The 16299-nt window shown below is 46.8% G+C and carries 7 protein-coding genes, 15 tRNA genes, 3 rRNA genes and 1 pseudogene; 23 read left to right on the forward strand and 3 right to left on the reverse strand.

Translation table 11 applies throughout. The features are described 5' to 3' along the window. Positions 1 to 90 precede the first annotated feature (90 nt). Positions 91 to 219 (reverse strand): annotated as a pseudogene (locus MHH52_RS04020) (DUF4358 domain-containing protein); the annotation flags it as partial. Positions 220 to 472: 253 nt separating this feature from the next. Between MHH52_RS04020 and MHH52_RS04025 the strand changes: the two are divergent. Beyond that, complete coding sequence (locus MHH52_RS04025) at positions 473 to 913, forward strand: HEAT repeat domain-containing protein (protein ID WP_042184977.1); 441 nt, start codon at positions 473 to 475, stop codon at positions 911 to 913. Positions 914 to 924: 11 nt separating this feature from the next. Next, positions 925 to 1503 (forward strand): hypothetical protein, encoded by a 579-nt coding sequence (locus MHH52_RS04030; protein WP_340006795.1) that lies wholly within the window; start codon positions 925 to 927, stop codon positions 1501 to 1503. 91 nt (positions 1504 to 1594) lie between these two features. On the opposite strand, the gene MHH52_RS04035 is transcribed toward MHH52_RS04030, so the two are convergent. Further along, the gene (locus MHH52_RS04035; protein WP_340009481.1) at positions 1595 to 3190 is read right to left on the reverse strand and encodes an AMP-binding protein; all 1596 of its coding nucleotides are present in this window, start codon (positions 3188 to 3190) and stop codon (positions 1595 to 1597) included. 165 nt (positions 3191 to 3355) lie between these two features. On the opposite strand from MHH52_RS04035, the gene MHH52_RS04040 reads away from it, so the two are divergent. Together MHH52_RS04040 and MHH52_RS04045 are read left to right on the forward strand one after the other, a co-directional pair. Next, positions 3356 to 3877, forward strand: a complete 522-nt coding sequence (locus MHH52_RS04040) for a GNAT family N-acetyltransferase (RefSeq protein WP_340006796.1) — start codon at positions 3356 to 3358, stop codon at positions 3875 to 3877. Between the two features lie 121 nt (positions 3878 to 3998). Then, positions 3999 to 4352, forward strand: coding sequence for a hypothetical protein (locus tag MHH52_RS04045; RefSeq protein WP_340006798.1), 354 nt, complete (start codon positions 3999 to 4001; stop codon positions 4350 to 4352). A 233-nt stretch (positions 4353 to 4585) separates the two neighbouring features. On the opposite strand, the gene MHH52_RS04050 is transcribed toward MHH52_RS04045, so the two are convergent. Further along, positions 4586 to 4717 carry a DUF4023 domain-containing protein gene (locus MHH52_RS04050; protein WP_340006800.1) on the reverse strand — a complete coding sequence of 44 codons (132 nt, stop codon included), beginning with the start codon at positions 4715 to 4717 and terminating at the stop codon, positions 4586 to 4588. Positions 4718 to 4885: 168 nt separating this feature from the next. Here MHH52_RS04050 and MHH52_RS04055 point away from each other — a divergent pair, with 168 nt between their 5' ends. The 19 genes from MHH52_RS04055 (at position 4886) to MHH52_RS04145 (ending at position 16195) form a co-directional block, all read left to right on the forward strand. Then, positions 4886 to 9304: an S-layer homology domain-containing protein gene (locus MHH52_RS04055; protein WP_340006802.1), complete on the forward strand. Its 4419-nt coding sequence runs from the start codon at positions 4886 to 4888 to the stop codon at positions 9302 to 9304. Positions 9305 to 9777: 473 nt separating this feature from the next. Next, a 16S ribosomal RNA gene (locus MHH52_RS04060) occupies positions 9778 to 11335 on the forward strand. A gap of 287 nt (positions 11336 to 11622) precedes the next feature. After that, positions 11623 to 14551: ribosomal RNA gene (locus MHH52_RS04065) — 23S ribosomal RNA — on the forward strand. Positions 14552 to 14626: 75 nt separating this feature from the next. Beyond that, positions 14627 to 14743: ribosomal RNA gene (gene rrf / locus MHH52_RS04070) — 5S ribosomal RNA — on the forward strand. Together the 16S, 23S and 5S rRNA genes with 15 tRNA genes alongside form the textbook arrangement of a ribosomal RNA operon. A gap of 57 nt (positions 14744 to 14800) precedes the next feature. After that, positions 14801 to 14877, forward strand: a tRNA-Ile gene (locus MHH52_RS04075). 3 nt (positions 14878 to 14880) lie between these two features. Continuing rightward, a tRNA-Asn gene (locus MHH52_RS04080) sits at positions 14881 to 14956 on the forward strand. A gap of 5 nt (positions 14957 to 14961) precedes the next feature. Beyond that, a tRNA-Ser gene (locus tag MHH52_RS04085) sits at positions 14962 to 15052 on the forward strand. 16 nt (positions 15053 to 15068) lie between these two features. Beyond that, a tRNA-Glu gene (locus MHH52_RS04090) sits at positions 15069 to 15140 on the forward strand. 6 nt (positions 15141 to 15146) lie between these two features. Beyond that, positions 15147 to 15222: transfer RNA gene (locus MHH52_RS04095), tRNA-Val, on the forward strand. A 15-nt stretch (positions 15223 to 15237) separates the two neighbouring features. Beyond that, a tRNA-Met gene (locus MHH52_RS04100) sits at positions 15238 to 15314 on the forward strand. A gap of 72 nt (positions 15315 to 15386) precedes the next feature. After that, positions 15387 to 15463, forward strand: a tRNA-Met gene (locus tag MHH52_RS04105). 25 nt (positions 15464 to 15488) lie between these two features. After that, positions 15489 to 15566 (forward strand) — tRNA-Asp (locus MHH52_RS04110). 16 nt (positions 15567 to 15582) lie between these two features. Further along, positions 15583 to 15657, forward strand: a tRNA-Gln gene (locus tag MHH52_RS04115). A gap of 7 nt (positions 15658 to 15664) precedes the next feature. Next, positions 15665 to 15740: transfer RNA gene (locus MHH52_RS04120), tRNA-Lys, on the forward strand. A 14-nt stretch (positions 15741 to 15754) separates the two neighbouring features. Next, positions 15755 to 15839 (forward strand) — tRNA-Leu (locus tag MHH52_RS04125). A 7-nt stretch (positions 15840 to 15846) separates the two neighbouring features. After that, positions 15847 to 15921: transfer RNA gene (locus MHH52_RS04130), tRNA-Gly, on the forward strand. A gap of 10 nt (positions 15922 to 15931) precedes the next feature. Then, a tRNA-Arg gene (locus MHH52_RS04135) sits at positions 15932 to 16008 on the forward strand. 30 nt (positions 16009 to 16038) lie between these two features. Continuing rightward, a tRNA-Pro gene (locus MHH52_RS04140) sits at positions 16039 to 16112 on the forward strand. A gap of 12 nt (positions 16113 to 16124) precedes the next feature. Beyond that, a tRNA-Gly gene (locus tag MHH52_RS04145) sits at positions 16125 to 16195 on the forward strand. Positions 16196 to 16299: the final 104 nt, after the last annotated feature.

The following is a 16299-nucleotide window of genomic DNA, read 5'->3' on the forward strand; positions in this document are numbered from 1 at the left end:
TTTGTTTCGCCTAGGCGAAACATAGTAGAGAGCAAGGACAGCCGGCAGAAACAGGAATAGGAAGAGTAGGCTGCTGAATACCATGGCTAATTATTTTTTGGTAAACAAGGTATCGAATTCAGTCACCAGCTGATCTGCACTCTCAGAAATCACGAATAAGATGTAATTGCCTTTTGTGATCAGCTTATAATTTTGGGCATTCTCATACTGATCCGGAAGGTATTGTTCGGTTACTGCTGGAACAGGCGCTAAGCACTAGTTAGCTAACGTATAGAGTCTATAGAATGTTGCGCTGGGTACTTTCTCCGAATACTTTACCCAAATTTTGTGGAAATATGTTTGAATGAGATAAGGACATTGTCGTTGTATTCACACAAATTTATGCAAAGATCTTCCTCTCTTAGCTTGCGCAATGGTTGGTTATACTGTTACTGTTAGATAGATAGTTTTGAATAGAAGGGGATTGAACGGAATGATCGAAGAACTGAACAATAATGGACTACCGGAGAATTACGAGGAGTTAAAAAAAGCTGCCAACCGCTCCGCGGATTGGAGAGCACGTCTAGAAGCAGTTGAAGAACTGGGACAGACCAATCATAAACAAATTATCGATATCCTGACGCGTTTAATGGAGAGCGATCCTGTATATACAGTTCAAGAAGCTGCTTACCTTAAGCTGAAGGCATTTGGCGAAGATGTTAAAGCGCCATCTAAGAATAAACCGGAATTAGTCAAAGGCGTATCCAAAATACTCCTGAGAATCAAGAAGAGCCTGCCAAGAGATCATTCGTACGAAGATTTCAAAGAGAAGTTGAAGAAGATGAGAATCGATGTGTACGATATTTACGAAGGCGAAAAGGGCGCTGATTTTGACGCATGGCTGATGAAGATGTGGAATTCCTCGAATAAGTAAAGGATGACAACATGCAAACTAACAAATTGACAGAACAATTCCAAGAATATCTTAAGCTTTCCGCTGAATTACGTCCTGACTATATTACCAGCTTAGGTAAGGGTGATAATGAAGCGAAGATTACGGCGGTTTTTCCCGAAGCCCCTGCACTGCTGAAAGCCATTTACAGTACAGTTTCAGGTACAAGCAGTGAGGAAGAAGAACCAAGTCTGATCGAATTTATTCCAGGGTATCGTCTAATTCATATTAATGAATATGAAGCGGAGATGAAGGTTTTAGCTGGAATATTGGAGGAAAAAGGACATCAAGCGGATGGGGTTATCTTGCCGATCTTAACGAACTACGGCAGTGATTTCATTTGTTACTACAAATCTGCGGATGGTGTGGAAAGCGTGTGTGATCTGCTGCATGATTTTGGGGATCTGATTGTGATGTATGAATCACCTGAGAAGTTCCTAGAGACTTTATGTGAGTTCTACAAGCAGGAGGTTTATTTCCTGGATGAAGAGGGGTACCTCGATTGCGATTTAGTAAAAGAGGGCGAAGTAGGCGCGGCTCTGAATCCGTCAGCGAAATATTGGTCCGAGTAACGATAAATAAGAGCAGCAGTCCAATTACGGACTAGCTGCTCTTGTTGTTTCTTCAAGTATCAGTAAGCATAAGTTTCCTGTTCTATCGATGTTATTCCTGCGAAGCGCGTTTCTCCTGCTCACGCAGTTCTACTCTGCGTATTTTACCGGAGGCGGTCTTCGGAAGATCCTGAATGAACTCGATTTTGCGTGGATATTTATAAGGGGCTGTCCACTCTTTAACATGTGATTGAAGCTCCTTCACAAGTTCAGAAGAAGCAGCGGCCTCATCCTTCAGTACAATAAATGCTTTAACGATGTGTCCGCGAATTTCATCCGGACTTGCTACGACCGCGCATTCTTTCACCGAGGCGTGTTTCATAAGTGCTTCCTCTACTTCGAAAGGACCAATGGTGTAACCTGAACTAATGATGATGTCATCTCCACGGCCTTCGAACCAGAAATAACCTTCCTCATCCTTCCGCGCCCGGTCGCCCGTTACGAAGAATTCGCCGTGTGTGCAGCTTTCTTTTCTGCCGGGATCCTTGTAATAGGTGTGGAATAACGCTGGCATGCTCAAATGCACCGCGATATCTCCAACCACTCCAGCAGGTAGTGGAATGCCCTCTTCGTCAACGACCTCGACTAAACCCGGAGCAATAGATTTACCCATAGAACCTATACGAATAGGAGTATCCTTGAGTGTTCCGATGATAAGTGTACTTTCTGTTTGACCGTAGCCATCCCGAATCGTGATATTGAATTCACGCTGGAAGGTGTTGATGACCTCTTGGTTTAAAGGCTCTCCAGCGGAAACTGCGCAGCGCAGGCGGGACAAGTCATACTGACTGAGGTCTTCCAATTTGGCCATTAAGCGATATTCGGTTGGCGTACAGCATAATACCTCGATGTTGTGATCCTGCAGCAGCTGCAAATATTTCTTCGGGTGAAAGGATCCACTATATACAAAGCCAGTTGCCCCGTTTCCAAGTACGGTTAAGAAGGGGCTCCAGATCCACTTCTGCCAGCCGGGTGCTGCTGTTGCCCAGACGGTGTCTGTTTCTTTAATATCGAGCCATTGAGGCGAGGTAATACGCAAGTGAGCATAACCCCAGCCATGACTATGAACCACCGCTTTAGGGTTGCCAGTTGTTCCAGAGGTATATGCCAAGATCGCCATATCGTTCCGGTGGCTTGCGACTGCAGTGAAGGCATCCGGCTGATCAATCATCAGACTTTCAAGATCCAGCCATCCTTGACCGAGCTCGTCTGAGTTGCTGGATACGGAAAGACGGTAATCCAGAGCAGGCAGATCATCCGAGATTTTATCGACTTCTTCAGTAACCTCGGACCAGGCAATAACGGCTCTGGCTTCGGAATGCCGAAGGCGGTAGGATAAATCCTTGGCGCGAAGCATTTCTGAAGAAGGAATGATGGCTAGCCCTAGCTTCAGACAAGCTAAATAGATGACATAAGCGATGATTCTGCGTGGAACCATTACAAGAACGCGATCCCCTTGCTGGAGACCCAGTGCTGCGAGCCCCCCGGCAAGCCGGTTAGCCTGTTTGCGCAGTTCACCGTAAGTGATTTCCTCGTAGTCTCTGTGTTCATTCAACCACTTAAGCGCAATCTTTTCGGGAGCATGTCGTTCTATTTCCGAAGTGAGATTGTAGTACTCAGGTGCGATCCACTGCTGATTATCCAATATGAACCTCTCCTATTTCAAACAAGATGTGTACAACTATTATGCTTAGTATAGCACGTTATACTAGTACCAGGTACTAGTACCTTGATGCTTAAATTTGATATCATATGGTTCAGAGGGTTAAGATAACTTCTGTAAATATAAATCCAGAAAGTGAGAACTTATGTTATGAACCACACAACTTTTGATGAAATATTCGCTATTATGGAAGCTTCTTTTCCCACATCAGAGATCAGAACCTACGCGGGACAACAGGAATTATTGGACGTTTCACACTATCGATTGATTACCGAAGTGAATGCTGACGGGAAAATCATTGCTTTTATAGCCTGCTGGGAGTTTCCTGGATTCCGTTTTGTAGAACATATCGCAGTGGACCCAAGCATAAGAGGTGGAGGAATTGGCAAAAAGCTGATGGAAGAATATATCCGTCAGTCGGGTAAGCCTGTTCTTTTGGAAGTAGAGCCGCCACTGGGTGAAATGGAACAGCGGAGAATTGGTTTTTATGAGCGTCTGGGATTCCACTTGAATCCTTATGATTATGTGCAGCCCCCTCTGCGTGAGGGAAATGCGGATTTACCGCTTCTTATCATGACTTACCCTAATCCAGTCGATGAAGAAGAATTCAATCTTTATAGAGAGATTTTATATTCAGAAGTGTATAAGGTTACATTACCGTACCAAGGTTAATCTCTAACAGCAATCCGTATGATCCTTTTTAGGATAAGCGGGTTGCTGTTTTTATTTTATATAAACGATTAATACTTATAACAATACAACCTATCTTCCTGTACGTGCGATTGCTGATGTTATGAAGGTGCCTGTGACCTTTGATGCGGCGAACAATCAGGTCATTCTTAGTACCAGAGGTGCGGTGACTGACACAATTTCTCTGACACCTGTACAGTACAGCAGCACTCAGAAAGAAGAGATTGTTAAAGCCTTCGCCAACTTCCAAGGATTCGAAACAGCCTATGCACCGACTCAAATGGTGAGTGGAGATGCATTTCAGAAAGTGGTTGGTTCTGATGATGGTGTGAACTTTGTATTTAAGCAGATGAAGGTGAACATTTCTCCACGTGATTTCTCTTATGAATACAAAGGTGATACCGTAAAGCTCTCTAATGGAACCGAAGCCAAATGGTACAGCCCATCCAGCGATTAGTTGTTCTTGACCTATAAACTGGACGTTCGTTTTGTAACTATTAGTTCCCCAAATAAAACACTGAGTAAGACGCAATTAGAAAAATTAGCAGTGAATGTAGCGAAGTGGAGTAAATAAATTCCCTAAAAAGTAAAGCAGCAAGTCTCCCATGTTTGGAGAGGCTTGCTGCTTTTTTGTACTCTTTAAAGAAGACAAGGTTTTCTTCTTGATGGATGGTGATGGAGCGCGATTTTTTATGGATTCTTGCTGTGCTGCTTAGTGGGAAGCTTTTGACTGGGTGTTCCTTTGCCGTGATGCTCTTTATTCTTCTCGGCTTTCTTTTGGGTGTCGTGTACTTTTTCTACAAAAGCATGAGTATCGTCCATGTTTATCCTCCTTGATTGGCAACCTTGCCGTTACTGTAACCACTTTTGTATGAATACATACACGATGCACTTTACATACTTCAAGGTTTATAAATACATTGTCAAAATATTCAATAGTTACTATGAATGGATGCAAGCATTTCATAATAACAGTAAGGGAGACTGATTATGAACAGGTTATTTAAACAAGCTGTATCCATGACACTAGCTTTCGTTATGGTACTGGGACTTACGTTCACAGGAATACCAGCTTATGCAGAAGACAGCAATGGGGAAGCTGAATTACTGCAATTACAAACACTAGAGCCTGTTACTCTATTAGCAGGTAATTCCACTTGGAAGTACTTAGATAACGGAACCAATCAAGGTACGGCATGGCGGTCTGTGTATGACGATTCAACATGGGCATCTGGCCAAGCGCCGCTTGGTTATAAAGATAGTGGAGCTGGAGTCAGCAGCAAGCAATTTGGTGCGCTGAACACAAACATAAGCTACGGTTCTAATAAGAGCAAGAAATATCGTACATCCTACTTCCGTACAATTGTAACTGCAAATAAAGAAGAGATTACGAAATCCGATAAAATCTTGGGGAACTTCGCATTTGATGACGGAGCTGTACTATATTTGAACGGCACAGAAATCTACCGCGAGGCTATGCCAGCGGGCGAAATCGATTTTTCTACAAAAAGTTCAACTAACTTAAGTGATCCAAACGAATACACCAAGGTAGATCTTACTGAAGTCGTAAAGGCTAACTTGAAGGATGGAAGTAATGAGCTTTCAGCTGAGGTTCATCAGTCGAGTGATGGTAGCTCTGACCTGTATTGGGATATGAACCTGATTGCTTATCCAGTAGTAGAGACGGTAGAACCTGGAGTCGGTAAGCCTGAGTCTATCGCGCTTACTTTTAACGGAGACCCTCAGACTAGTATGGGATTCAACTGGTATGCACCTGAGAAGGTGAGGGGTACCAAGCTTGAAGTGGTAGAAGCTTCTAAAGTAGTGAATGGTCAGTTTCCATCCGCAGGTGCTCAATCCTACGAAGGAACATCTGTTACAACAAGTGTGTATATGACAAAAGCGGATAAGTCAGCTAAAAAACCAGTTGTATTGACTAGCCATAAGGTCATTGCTGATCATTTGCAGCCGGGAACGGAGTATGCTTACCGTGCTGGGGATGGACAAGCTGACAATTGGAGCGACATCGGAACTTTTAAAACAGAAAGCTCCAGTAATAAAGCCTTTAAGTTCTTATATACAACGGATTCTCAAGGAACAACTGAAGGTGATTTTGATATTTGGAACCATACCCTTGTAGAGGGAATGGCTAAATTCCCAACAAGTGAATTCATTCTTAATTCCGGTGATTTGGTAGATAACGGTGATATAGAGGAGCAATGGTCATGGTTCTTCAATAAGCCAAAAGATATTCTCGCGAATATTCCGTTGGTTCCTCTGGTAGGTAATCATGAAAGCAAGAGTTATAGCAATTATACTACTCATTTTAATTTGCCAAACGTTTCGAATACGGGCGCAAAACCAGATGGCTCTGTATATTCTTTTGACTACGGTTCTGCGCACTTTATGGTTATTAATACAGAATACTATGGCGCTAGCACGAATCTTGAGAATAACGAAAATTACAATAAACAAGTACAATGGCTCCGCAGTGAAGCCGCGAAAAGCGATCAGAAGTGGAAGGTTGTGCTTTTGCATAAATCTCCTTATTCCGTTGCCAGTCACACAAATGATACAGATGTACTCTATTACAGAACGCAATTAACGAAGGTGTTTGATGAGCTTGGCATTGACATGGTGATTGGTGGGCATGACCACACCTTTGCTAGAAGCTATCAAATGTACGCAAATAAGCCGTTGACGGATATTGTCCCGGACTCAAATGGAGTAGTTACTGATCCTAAAGGTACGTTATATCTGATTACAAATGCAGCGGGCAATAAAAAATACAGCGTAGCCTCAGGCACATTCCCATTTGCAGCTAAATACGGACAGCCTGGTAAGGAAATGTTCACAGGTATGACTGTAACGAATGATGAGCTTTCATATGAAGCCTACACAACAATAACTGGTGGTTCTACAGATTTGTATGATAAGTACAGCATTCATAAGTCGGACGTAACTGTTAAACCTGTGCAAAATGCAAAAGCTACTGTAGCAGATGGTGGTAAAATCACGTTGACTTGGGATGCGCCTGTATCAGGTGTGCCAGTATCTGGATATCGAATTTATGAGCAAAACGATCTGCTATCCGCAAATTGGGCGGTCAGCGTTCAAAATTCGGAAGGTAAAACTTCTTATAGTTACACTGTAGAGAATACTAATCCGAACCAAACCTATCAATTTGTTATCAAAGCTGTAAGTGACAGAACAAATTCAGAATCTACTATCGCTTCTACAGATTCGATCAAAAAAGTAACAGTAACCTTTAACGGTGACCCGGTTAGTTCTAAAGGATTCACTTGGTACACAACCTTGAAGTCTACTGGAAGTGATCTTCAAGTTGTAGAGAATACGGGCGTTACTCCCGATTTTACTAAGGCTAGTGAATTTAAAGGACGCTCAGCTGTTTCTAGAAATTCAAAGGAAGAGTTGGTCCATAAAGCAGAAGCTTCTGGCCTTAAGGCTGATACGAAATACTACTTCCGTGTAGGTGATAAAGTACTAGGCCTTTGGAGTGCAGTGGGAACTTTCGAAACTGCCGCGAAGACAGGTGCATTTACTTTCATCGATTTGGCCGATACGCAAGCTAAGACGGAAGATGAGGCTATTCTTTCTGGAGAAACAATGGAAAAAGCACTTACCACATTCCCAAATGCTGAGTTTGTGGCGATTAACGGGGATATTGTAGATACTGGAACGAATGAGTCACAGTGGAATTGGTTGCTCGGTCATTCGCAAGAAACCTTGCTTAACACGACTATCGTTCCAGTTGCGGGAAATCATGAGGATAAAGCGAATGCCTTCTATGAGCACTACAACATTAAGGAAGCACCAGGCTCTGCGACAGAAACGGGAGCATATTACTCTTATGATTATAGTAATGCTCACTTTGTAGTGCTTAACACGAATGAGAATTCGGATGAATTCGCTAACTTCAGCAAAGCTCAGTTGGATTGGATGAAGGCCGACGTGAAGGCAGCGAAGGCTGCTGGGGCGAAGTGGATTATCGTCGCTATGCATAAAGGTCCATACACAACCTCTAACCATGCTACTGACAAAGACATTATGGGAGCGAATGGAGAAAGAGCGAAAGTCGCTCCAATGATGGCAGAACTGGGCATTGATTTAGTGCTTCAAGGCCACGACCATATTTATGCGCGGACCAAGCCGATCAAGGCTGACGGAACTGCTGCAGACGCAGTGAAGATCAAGGAAAGCTTCAATGGCCAAACTGTGGAGTACACAGTAAATCCAGATGGAACGATCTATCTGATTCCGGCTACAGCAGGAGCAAAGGTTTACTATAAGAACATGAAACCAGAATTGGGCGATGCGTATTATAATCTCTTCGAAGTAGCCAATGAGAATACAGCCGCTAAATACGGAGCGGATCCAAGTGATGCATCTCGTCCAAAACGCGGTCAAGTTCAGACTTTTGTCGGCATTACTGTAGATGCTGGGAAGCTGACAGCTGTATCTTATGAGATTGATCAGAATGTTAATGATGCTAAACCATACGTTCTTGAAGAGTTTGGTATTGTTAAGGAATCTGTAGTAAACCCAACACCTGAACCAACAACGGCACCAACAACGGCACCAACAACGGCACCAACAACGGCACCAACACCTGAACCAACAACGGCACCAACACCTGAACCAACAACGGCACCAACAACGGCACCAACACCTGAACCAACAACGGCACCAACAACGGCACCAACAACGGCACCGACAACAGCACCGACAACGGCACCAACAACAAAACCGACAGCAACACCAACACCAACACCAACACCAACAGTAGCGCCAACAGCTACACTAGCACCGCCAACGGCGCCTTCGCCAACTGCAACGCCAGTTAATAAGCCATCTTTAACGGATACTAGCAATCACTGGGCAGCAGCAGTTATCGAGAAAGCAGTAGCAGTTGGCTTCGTTAGCGGTTATCCGAATGATACTTTCCGTCCTAATCAGAAAGTAAATCGGGTTGAATTTATCACTATGCTGGCTCGCGCATTGCAATTGCCGGACAGTGGTGACACTTCAAGCTTTAAGGATTCCGCGAAGATTCCAGCATGGGCTAAGTCTTTTGTGGCACAGGCTGTATCTCTGCAAATTATAAGTGGTTATGATGATGGCACTTTCCGTCCTACGCAGGAGCTTACTCGTACTGAATTAGCGGTTATGGTTGTTAGGGCGCTAGGAATTACAGTAGATCCTAAAGCGACCCTAACCTTCAATGACGCTAAGAATGTGCCGGCATGGGCCGTTCCATATATTGCCGCAGCAGCGAAAGCGGGCCTTGTGAACGGTGTAGGACAGAACCAATTTGCACCTAACCAGATGGCCACAAGGGCAGAAGCAGTCACCATAATCCTTACATTGTTAGAAAAAGCGCAGAAGTAAGCTAGTATCAGAGTGAAATGAACTCAACTTAGCAAGTATTGAACATAAGGGGTCTCAGCTTATCTGCTGGGGCTCCTTTGCATTTATTACGTTGTTTATAACAGGCCCTTACACTGTTGAAAGACTTAACCAAGTGAGCGGAGGGTTTTAATGAAGGAGTAACAGAATACTAACCAATATGAATTTGAAATTAATGCTTGCAATGAATCTCCATACATGATATATTCTAAGTCCGGCCAAGAAATACACATGCCGAGCTCGAAAAAGAAATTAAAAAAAAGAGCTTGACATTAAATAGCCGAACATGATATAGTATAAGAGTTGCTGCTGAGACATTAAACGGTGCCAACGAGAACTTGATCTTTGAAAACTGAACAACGAGTGAGTAGGAAATCACGAAAGTGAAATCCAAAATTAGAGAATTAATTTTCTCGTCAGATGTTTCAAAATGAGCATATCGCTCTTTTCAATACTAATTGGAGAGTTTGATCCTGGCTCAGGACGAACGCTGGCGGCGTGCCTAATACATGCAAGTCGAGCGGAGTTATTTTGAAAGCTTGCTTTCAAAATAACTTAGCGGCGGACGGGTGAGTAACACGTAGGCAACCTGCCCCTTAGACTGGGATAACTACCGGAAACGGTAGCTAATACCGGATAATTTCTTTTTTCTCCTGAAGAAAGAATGAAAGACGGAGCAATCTGTCACTGAGGGATGGGCCTGCGGCGCATTAGCTAGTTGGTGGGGTAACGGCCCACCAAGGCGACGATGCGTAGCCGACCTGAGAGGGTGAACGGCCACACTGGGACTGAGACACGGCCCAGACTCCTACGGGAGGCAGCAGTAGGGAATCTTCCGCAATGGGCGAAAGCCTGACGGAGCAACGCCGCGTGAGTGATGAAGGTTTTCGGATCGTAAAGCTCTGTTGCCAGGGAAGAACGTCCGGTAGAGTAACTGCTATCGGAGTGACGGTACCTGAGAAGAAAGCCCCGGCTAACTACGTGCCAGCAGCCGCGGTAATACGTAGGGGGCAAGCGTTGTCCGGAATTATTGGGCGTAAAGCGCGCGCAGGCGGCTATTTAAGTCTGGTGTTTAAACCTTGGGCTCAACCTAAGGTCGCACTGGAAACTGGGTGGCTTGAGTACAGAAGAGGAAAGTGGAATTCCACGTGTAGCGGTGAAATGCGTAGATATGTGGAGGAACACCAGTGGCGAAGGCGACTTTCTGGGCTGTAACTGACGCTGAGGCGCGAAAGCGTGGGGAGCAAACAGGATTAGATACCCTGGTAGTCCACGCCGTAAACGATGAGTGCTAGGTGTTAGGGGTTTCGATACCCTTGGTGCCGAAGTTAACACAGTAAGCACTCCGCCTGGGGAGTACGGTCGCAAGACTGAAACTCAAAGGAATTGACGGGGACCCGCACAAGCAGTGGAGTATGTGGTTTAATTCGAAGCAACGCGAAGAACCTTACCAGGTCTTGACATCCCTCTGAATCCACTAGAGATAGTGGCGGCCTTCGGGACAGAGGAGACAGGTGGTGCATGGTTGTCGTCAGCTCGTGTCGTGAGATGTTGGGTTAAGTCCCGCAACGAGCGCAACCCTTAACTTTAGTTGCCAGCAAGTAATGTTGGGCACTCTAGAGTGACTGCCGGTGACAAACCGGAGGAAGGTGGGGATGACGTCAAATCATCATGCCCCTTATGACCTGGGCTACACACGTACTACAATGGCCGGTACAACGGGAAGCGAAACCGCGAGGTGAAGCCAATCCCATCAAAGCCGGTCTCAGTTCGGATTGCAGGCTGCAACTCGCCTGCATGAAGTCGGAATTGCTAGTAATCGCGGATCAGCATGCCGCGGTGAATACGTTCCCGGGTCTTGTACACACCGCCCGTCACACCACGAGAGTTTACAACACCCGAAGTCGGTGGGGTAACCCGCAAGGGAGCCAGCCGCCGAAGGTGGGGTAGATGATTGGGGTGAAGTCGTAACAAGGTAGCCGTATCGGAAGGTGCGGCTGGATCACCTCCTTTCTATGGAGAATCGTCTTCTGCAATGAAGACATTCAAATCGGAAGTTAAACTTCCAAATCTCAGGTTTAGGCCTGTTACTCACTCGTTGCTCAGTTTTGAGAGTTTAAGCTCTCATCTTTAAACTTGATCCTTGAAAACTGGATACCGAAACGAATTTGCGTTTTAGAACATCTTTTAGCAACTTGTGTAAACAAGTAAATGTTATTAGTGAATACAATGGAATCCGAAAGAAGTAAAGTGTGTTGAATTCATTCAATGTGCAATATTTCTCCTACGGAGAAAATTGAGGTTAAGCTAATAAGAGCACACGGAGGATGCCTAGGCGCCAGGAGCCGACGAAGGACGTGGCGAACAACGAAACTGCCTCGGGGAGCTGTAAGCAAGCTTTGATCCGGGGGTGTCCGAATGGGGAAACCCAGCTGTGGTAATTCGCAGTTACTCATCTCTGAACACATAGGAGATGTAGAGGCAGACCAGGGGAACTGAAACATCTAAGTACCCTGAGGAAGAGAAAACAATAGTGATTCCGTCAGTAGCGGCGAGCGAACGCGGAACAGCCTAAACCTAAGAGCTTGCTCTTAGGGGTTGTGGGACGTCTCACATGGAGTTACAAAGGAATATGGTAGGTGAAGAGGTCTGGAAAGGCCCGCGATAGAGGTAAAAGCCCTGTAACCTAAACTGTGTTCTCTCCGAGACGGATCCCGAGTAGTGCGGGGCACGTGAAACCCCGTATGAATCCAGCAGGACCATCTGCTAAGGCTAAATACTACCTGGCGACCGATAGTGAAACAGTACCGTGAGGGAAAGGTGAAAAGCACCCCGGAAGGGGAGTGAAATAGAACCTGAAACCGTGTGCTTACAAAAAGTCAGAGCCCTATCTATGGGTGATGGCGTGCCTTTTGTAGAATGAACCGGCGAGTTACGTTTAACATGCAAGGTTAAGTCGAGAAGACGGAGCCGCAGCGAAAGCGAGTCTGAATAGGGCGATTTAGTATGTGGACGTAGACCCGAAACCGTGTGATCTACCCCTGTCCAGGGTGAAGGTGCGGTAACACGCACTGGAGGCCCGAACCCACGCATGTTGAAAAATGCGGGGATGAGGTGGGGGTAGCGGAGAAATTCCAATCGAACTCGGAGATAGCTGGTTCTCCCCGAAATAGCTTTAGGGCTAGCCTCGGTATAAGAGTAGTGGAGGTAGAGCACTGATTGGTTGCGGGGCCCGCAAGGGTTACCAAGATCAGTCAAACTCCGAATGCCATATACTTATTGCCGGGAGTCAGACAGTGAGTGCTAAGATCCATTGTCAAAAGGGAAACAGCCCAGACCATCAGCTAAGGTCCCCAAGTGTGTGTTAAGTGGGAAAGGATGTGGAGTTGCACAGACAACCAGGATGTTGGCTTAGAAGCAGCCACCATTGAAAGAGTGCGTAATAGCTCACTGGTCGAGTGACTCTGCGCCGAAAATGTAACGGGGCTAAACACACCACCGAAGCTATGGCTAGATACGTATGTATCTGGGGTAGGGGAGCGTTGTATGTGGGTTGAAGGTGTACCGTAAGGAGCGCTGGACAGCATACAAGTGAGAATGCCGGTATGAGTAACGAAAAGATCAGTGAGAATCTGATCCGCCGAAAGCCCAAGGTTTCCTGAGGAAGGCTCGTCCGCTCAGGGTAAGTCGGGACCTAAGGCGAGGCCGAAAGGCGTAGTCGAAGGACAACAGTTTGAAATTACTGTACCACCGTAATCCGCTATGAGCGATGGGGTGACGCAGGAGGGTAGTGACGCGGACTGATGGATATGTCCGTCTAAGCAGTGAGGCTGATGTGTAGGCAAATCCGCACATCATTAAGGCTGGGCTGTGATGGGGAGCGAAAATTACAGTAGCGAAGGTCATGATCTCACACTGCCAAGAAAAGCCTCTAGCCAGGAGAAGGTGCCCGTACCGCAAACCGACACAGGTAGGCGAGAAGAGAATTCTAAGGCGCGCGGAAGAACTCTCGTTAAGGAACTCGGCAAAATGACCCCGTAACTTCGGGAGAAGGGGTGCCCCGGTAGTGTGAATAGCACGAGGGGGCCGCAGTGAAAAGGCCCAAGCGACTGTTTAGCAAAAACACAGGTCTGTGCGAAGCCGCAAGGCGAAGTATACGGGCTGACGCCTGCCCGGTGCTGGAAGGTTAAGGGGAGTGGTTAGGGGTAACCCGAAGCTATGAACCGAAGCCCCAGTAAACGGCGGCCGTAACTATAACGGTCCTAAGGTAGCGAAATTCCTTGTCAGGTAAATTCTGACCCGCACGAATGGCGTAACGACTTGGGCGCTGTCTCAACGAGAGATCCGGTGAAATTTTAATACCTGTGAAGATGCAGGTTACCCGCGACAAGACGGAAAGACCCCATGGAGCTTTACTGCAGCTTGATATTGAATTTGGGTACGATCTGTACAGGATAGGTGGGAGCCGTAGAAATCGGAGCGCAAGCTTCGGTGGAGGCGCCGTTGGGATACCACCCTGATCGTATCTAGGTTCTAACCTAGTACCCTAACCGGGTACGGGGACCGTGTCAGGCGGGCAGTTTGACTGGGGCGGTCGCCTCCTAAAGAGTAACGGAGGCGTTCCAAGGTTCCCTCAGAATGGTTGGAAATCATTCGAAGAGTGCAAAGGCATAAGGGAGCTTGACTGCGAGACCTACAAGTCGAGCAGGGACGAAAGTCGGACTTAGTGATCCGGTGGTACCGCATGGAAGGGCCATCGCTCAACGGATAAAAGCTACCCTGGGGATAACAGGCTTATCTCCCCCAAGAGTCCACATCGACGGGGAGGTTTGGCACCTCGATGTCGGCTCATCGCATCCTGGGGCTGAAGTAGGTCCCAAGGGTTGGGCTGTTCGCCCATTAAAGCGGTACGCGAGCTGGGTTCAGAACGTCGTGAGACAGTTCGGTCCCTATCTGTCGTGGGCGCAGGAAATTTGAGAGGAGCTGTCCTTAGTACGAGAGGACCGGGATGGACGTACCGCTGGTGCACCAGTTGTTTCGCCAGAAGCATGGCTGGGTAGCTACGTACGGACGGGATAAGCGCTGAAAGCATCTAAGCGTGAAGCCCCCCTCAAGATGAGATTTCCCAATTAGTAAGACCCCTTGAAGACGACGAGGTAGATAGGTTGGAGGTGGAAGTGCAGTAATGCATGGAGCTAACCAATACTAATCGGTCGAGGGCTTATCCTATACTTAAAACGCAAATTCGATTCGGATTCAGTTTTCAGGCGACTCAAGCCTGAGCATTTACGCTGTAAATGCCCGTTTGGTGGCGATAGCGGAGGGGTTCCACACGTACCCATCCCGAACACGACCGTTAAGCCCTCCAGCGCCGATGGTACTTGGACCGAAGGGTCCTGGGAGAGTAGGACGTCGCCAAGCGGACAACCACATTACCCGTGGTATTTTTTTTGCCCTTAATATTCATATGTCAGAAAAGGGCCTTTAGCTCAGCTGGTTAGAGCGCACCCCTGATAAGGGTGAGGTCGGTGGTTCGAGTCCACTAAGGCCCACCATATTCCCTGATAGCTCAGTTGGTAGAGCACTCGACTGTTAATCGAGTTGTCACAGGTTCGAGTCCTGTTCGGGGAGCCATTTATGGAGAGGTGTCCGAGTTTGGCCGAAGGAGCACGATTGGAAATCGTGTAGGCGCCACAAGCGTCTCGAGGGTTCGAATCCCTCTCTCCGCCATAAAGTTTATTAGCATGGCCCGTTGGTCAAGGGGTTAAGACACCTCCCTTTCACGGAGGTAACATGGGTTCGAATCCCATACGGGTCATAACATGGAGGCTTAGCTCAGCTGGGAGAGCATCTGCCTTACAAGCAGAGGGTCGGGGGTTCGATCCCCTCAGCCTCCACCATATTCATTTAAACGACGCGGGGTGGAGCAGCCCGGTAGCTCGTCGGGCTCATAACCCGAAGGCCGCAGGTTCAAATCCTGCCCCCGCAACCAAATTTTCCTTAAGCATTATGTTTTGGGACTAGCTGGTTTAGTGTAAATGAATAGTATATAATTATTAAATGACGCGGGGTGGAGCAGCCCGGTAGCTCGTCGGGCTCATAACCCGAAGGCCGCAGGTTCAAATCCTGCCCCCGCAACCAATTTACACTTATGCATTATGTCTATGGAACCGTGGTGTAGTTGGCCTAACATGCCTGCCTGTCACGCAGGAGATCGCGGGTTCGAATCCCGTCGGTTCCGCCATTTAGTTAATTATTGTTGGGGATTAGCCAAGCGGTAAGGCAACGGACTTTGACTCCGTCATGCATAGGTTCAAATCCTATATCCCCAGCCATTTATGAGAGCCATTAGCTCAGTTGGTAGAGCACCTGACTTTTAATCAGGGTGTCGAAGGTTCGAGTCCTTCATGGCTCACCATTATTTTAAAGTGTGCGCGTGTGGCGGAATTGGCAGACGCACCAGACTTAGGATCTGGCGTTTCACGACGTGGGGGTTCGAGTCCCTTCACGCGCACCATGTTTTTGCGGACGTGGCTCAGCGGTAGAGCATCGCCTTGCCAAGGCGAGGGTCGCGGGTTCGATTCCCGTCGTCCGCTCCATATAAATTTTGCGCCCTTAGCTCAGCTGGATAGAGCGTTTGACTACGAATCAAAAGGCCGGGAGTTCGAATCTCTCAGGGCGCACCATTTTTATTACTAAGCAATTATATGTTTTGACGGGATGTAGCTCAGCTTGGTAGAGCACCTGGTTTGGGACCAGGGGGTCGCATGTTCAAATCGTGTCATCCCGATTTTATACCTTTGCGGGTGTAGTTCAATGGTAGAACTTCAGCCTTCCAAGCTGATAGCGTGGGTTCGATTCCCATCACCCGCTTATAATTAAGAAACACCTGCCTATTATAGGTAGGTGTTTTTTTGTATAGCTACGCTCGTATGGATACAATAGAACCTAGGGATTTTATTAGAGGAATTTGAGGA

Source organism: Paenibacillus sp. FSL K6-0276 (genome assembly GCF_037977235.1).
Classification (GTDB): Bacteria; Bacillota; Bacilli; order Paenibacillales; family Paenibacillaceae; genus Paenibacillus_AQ.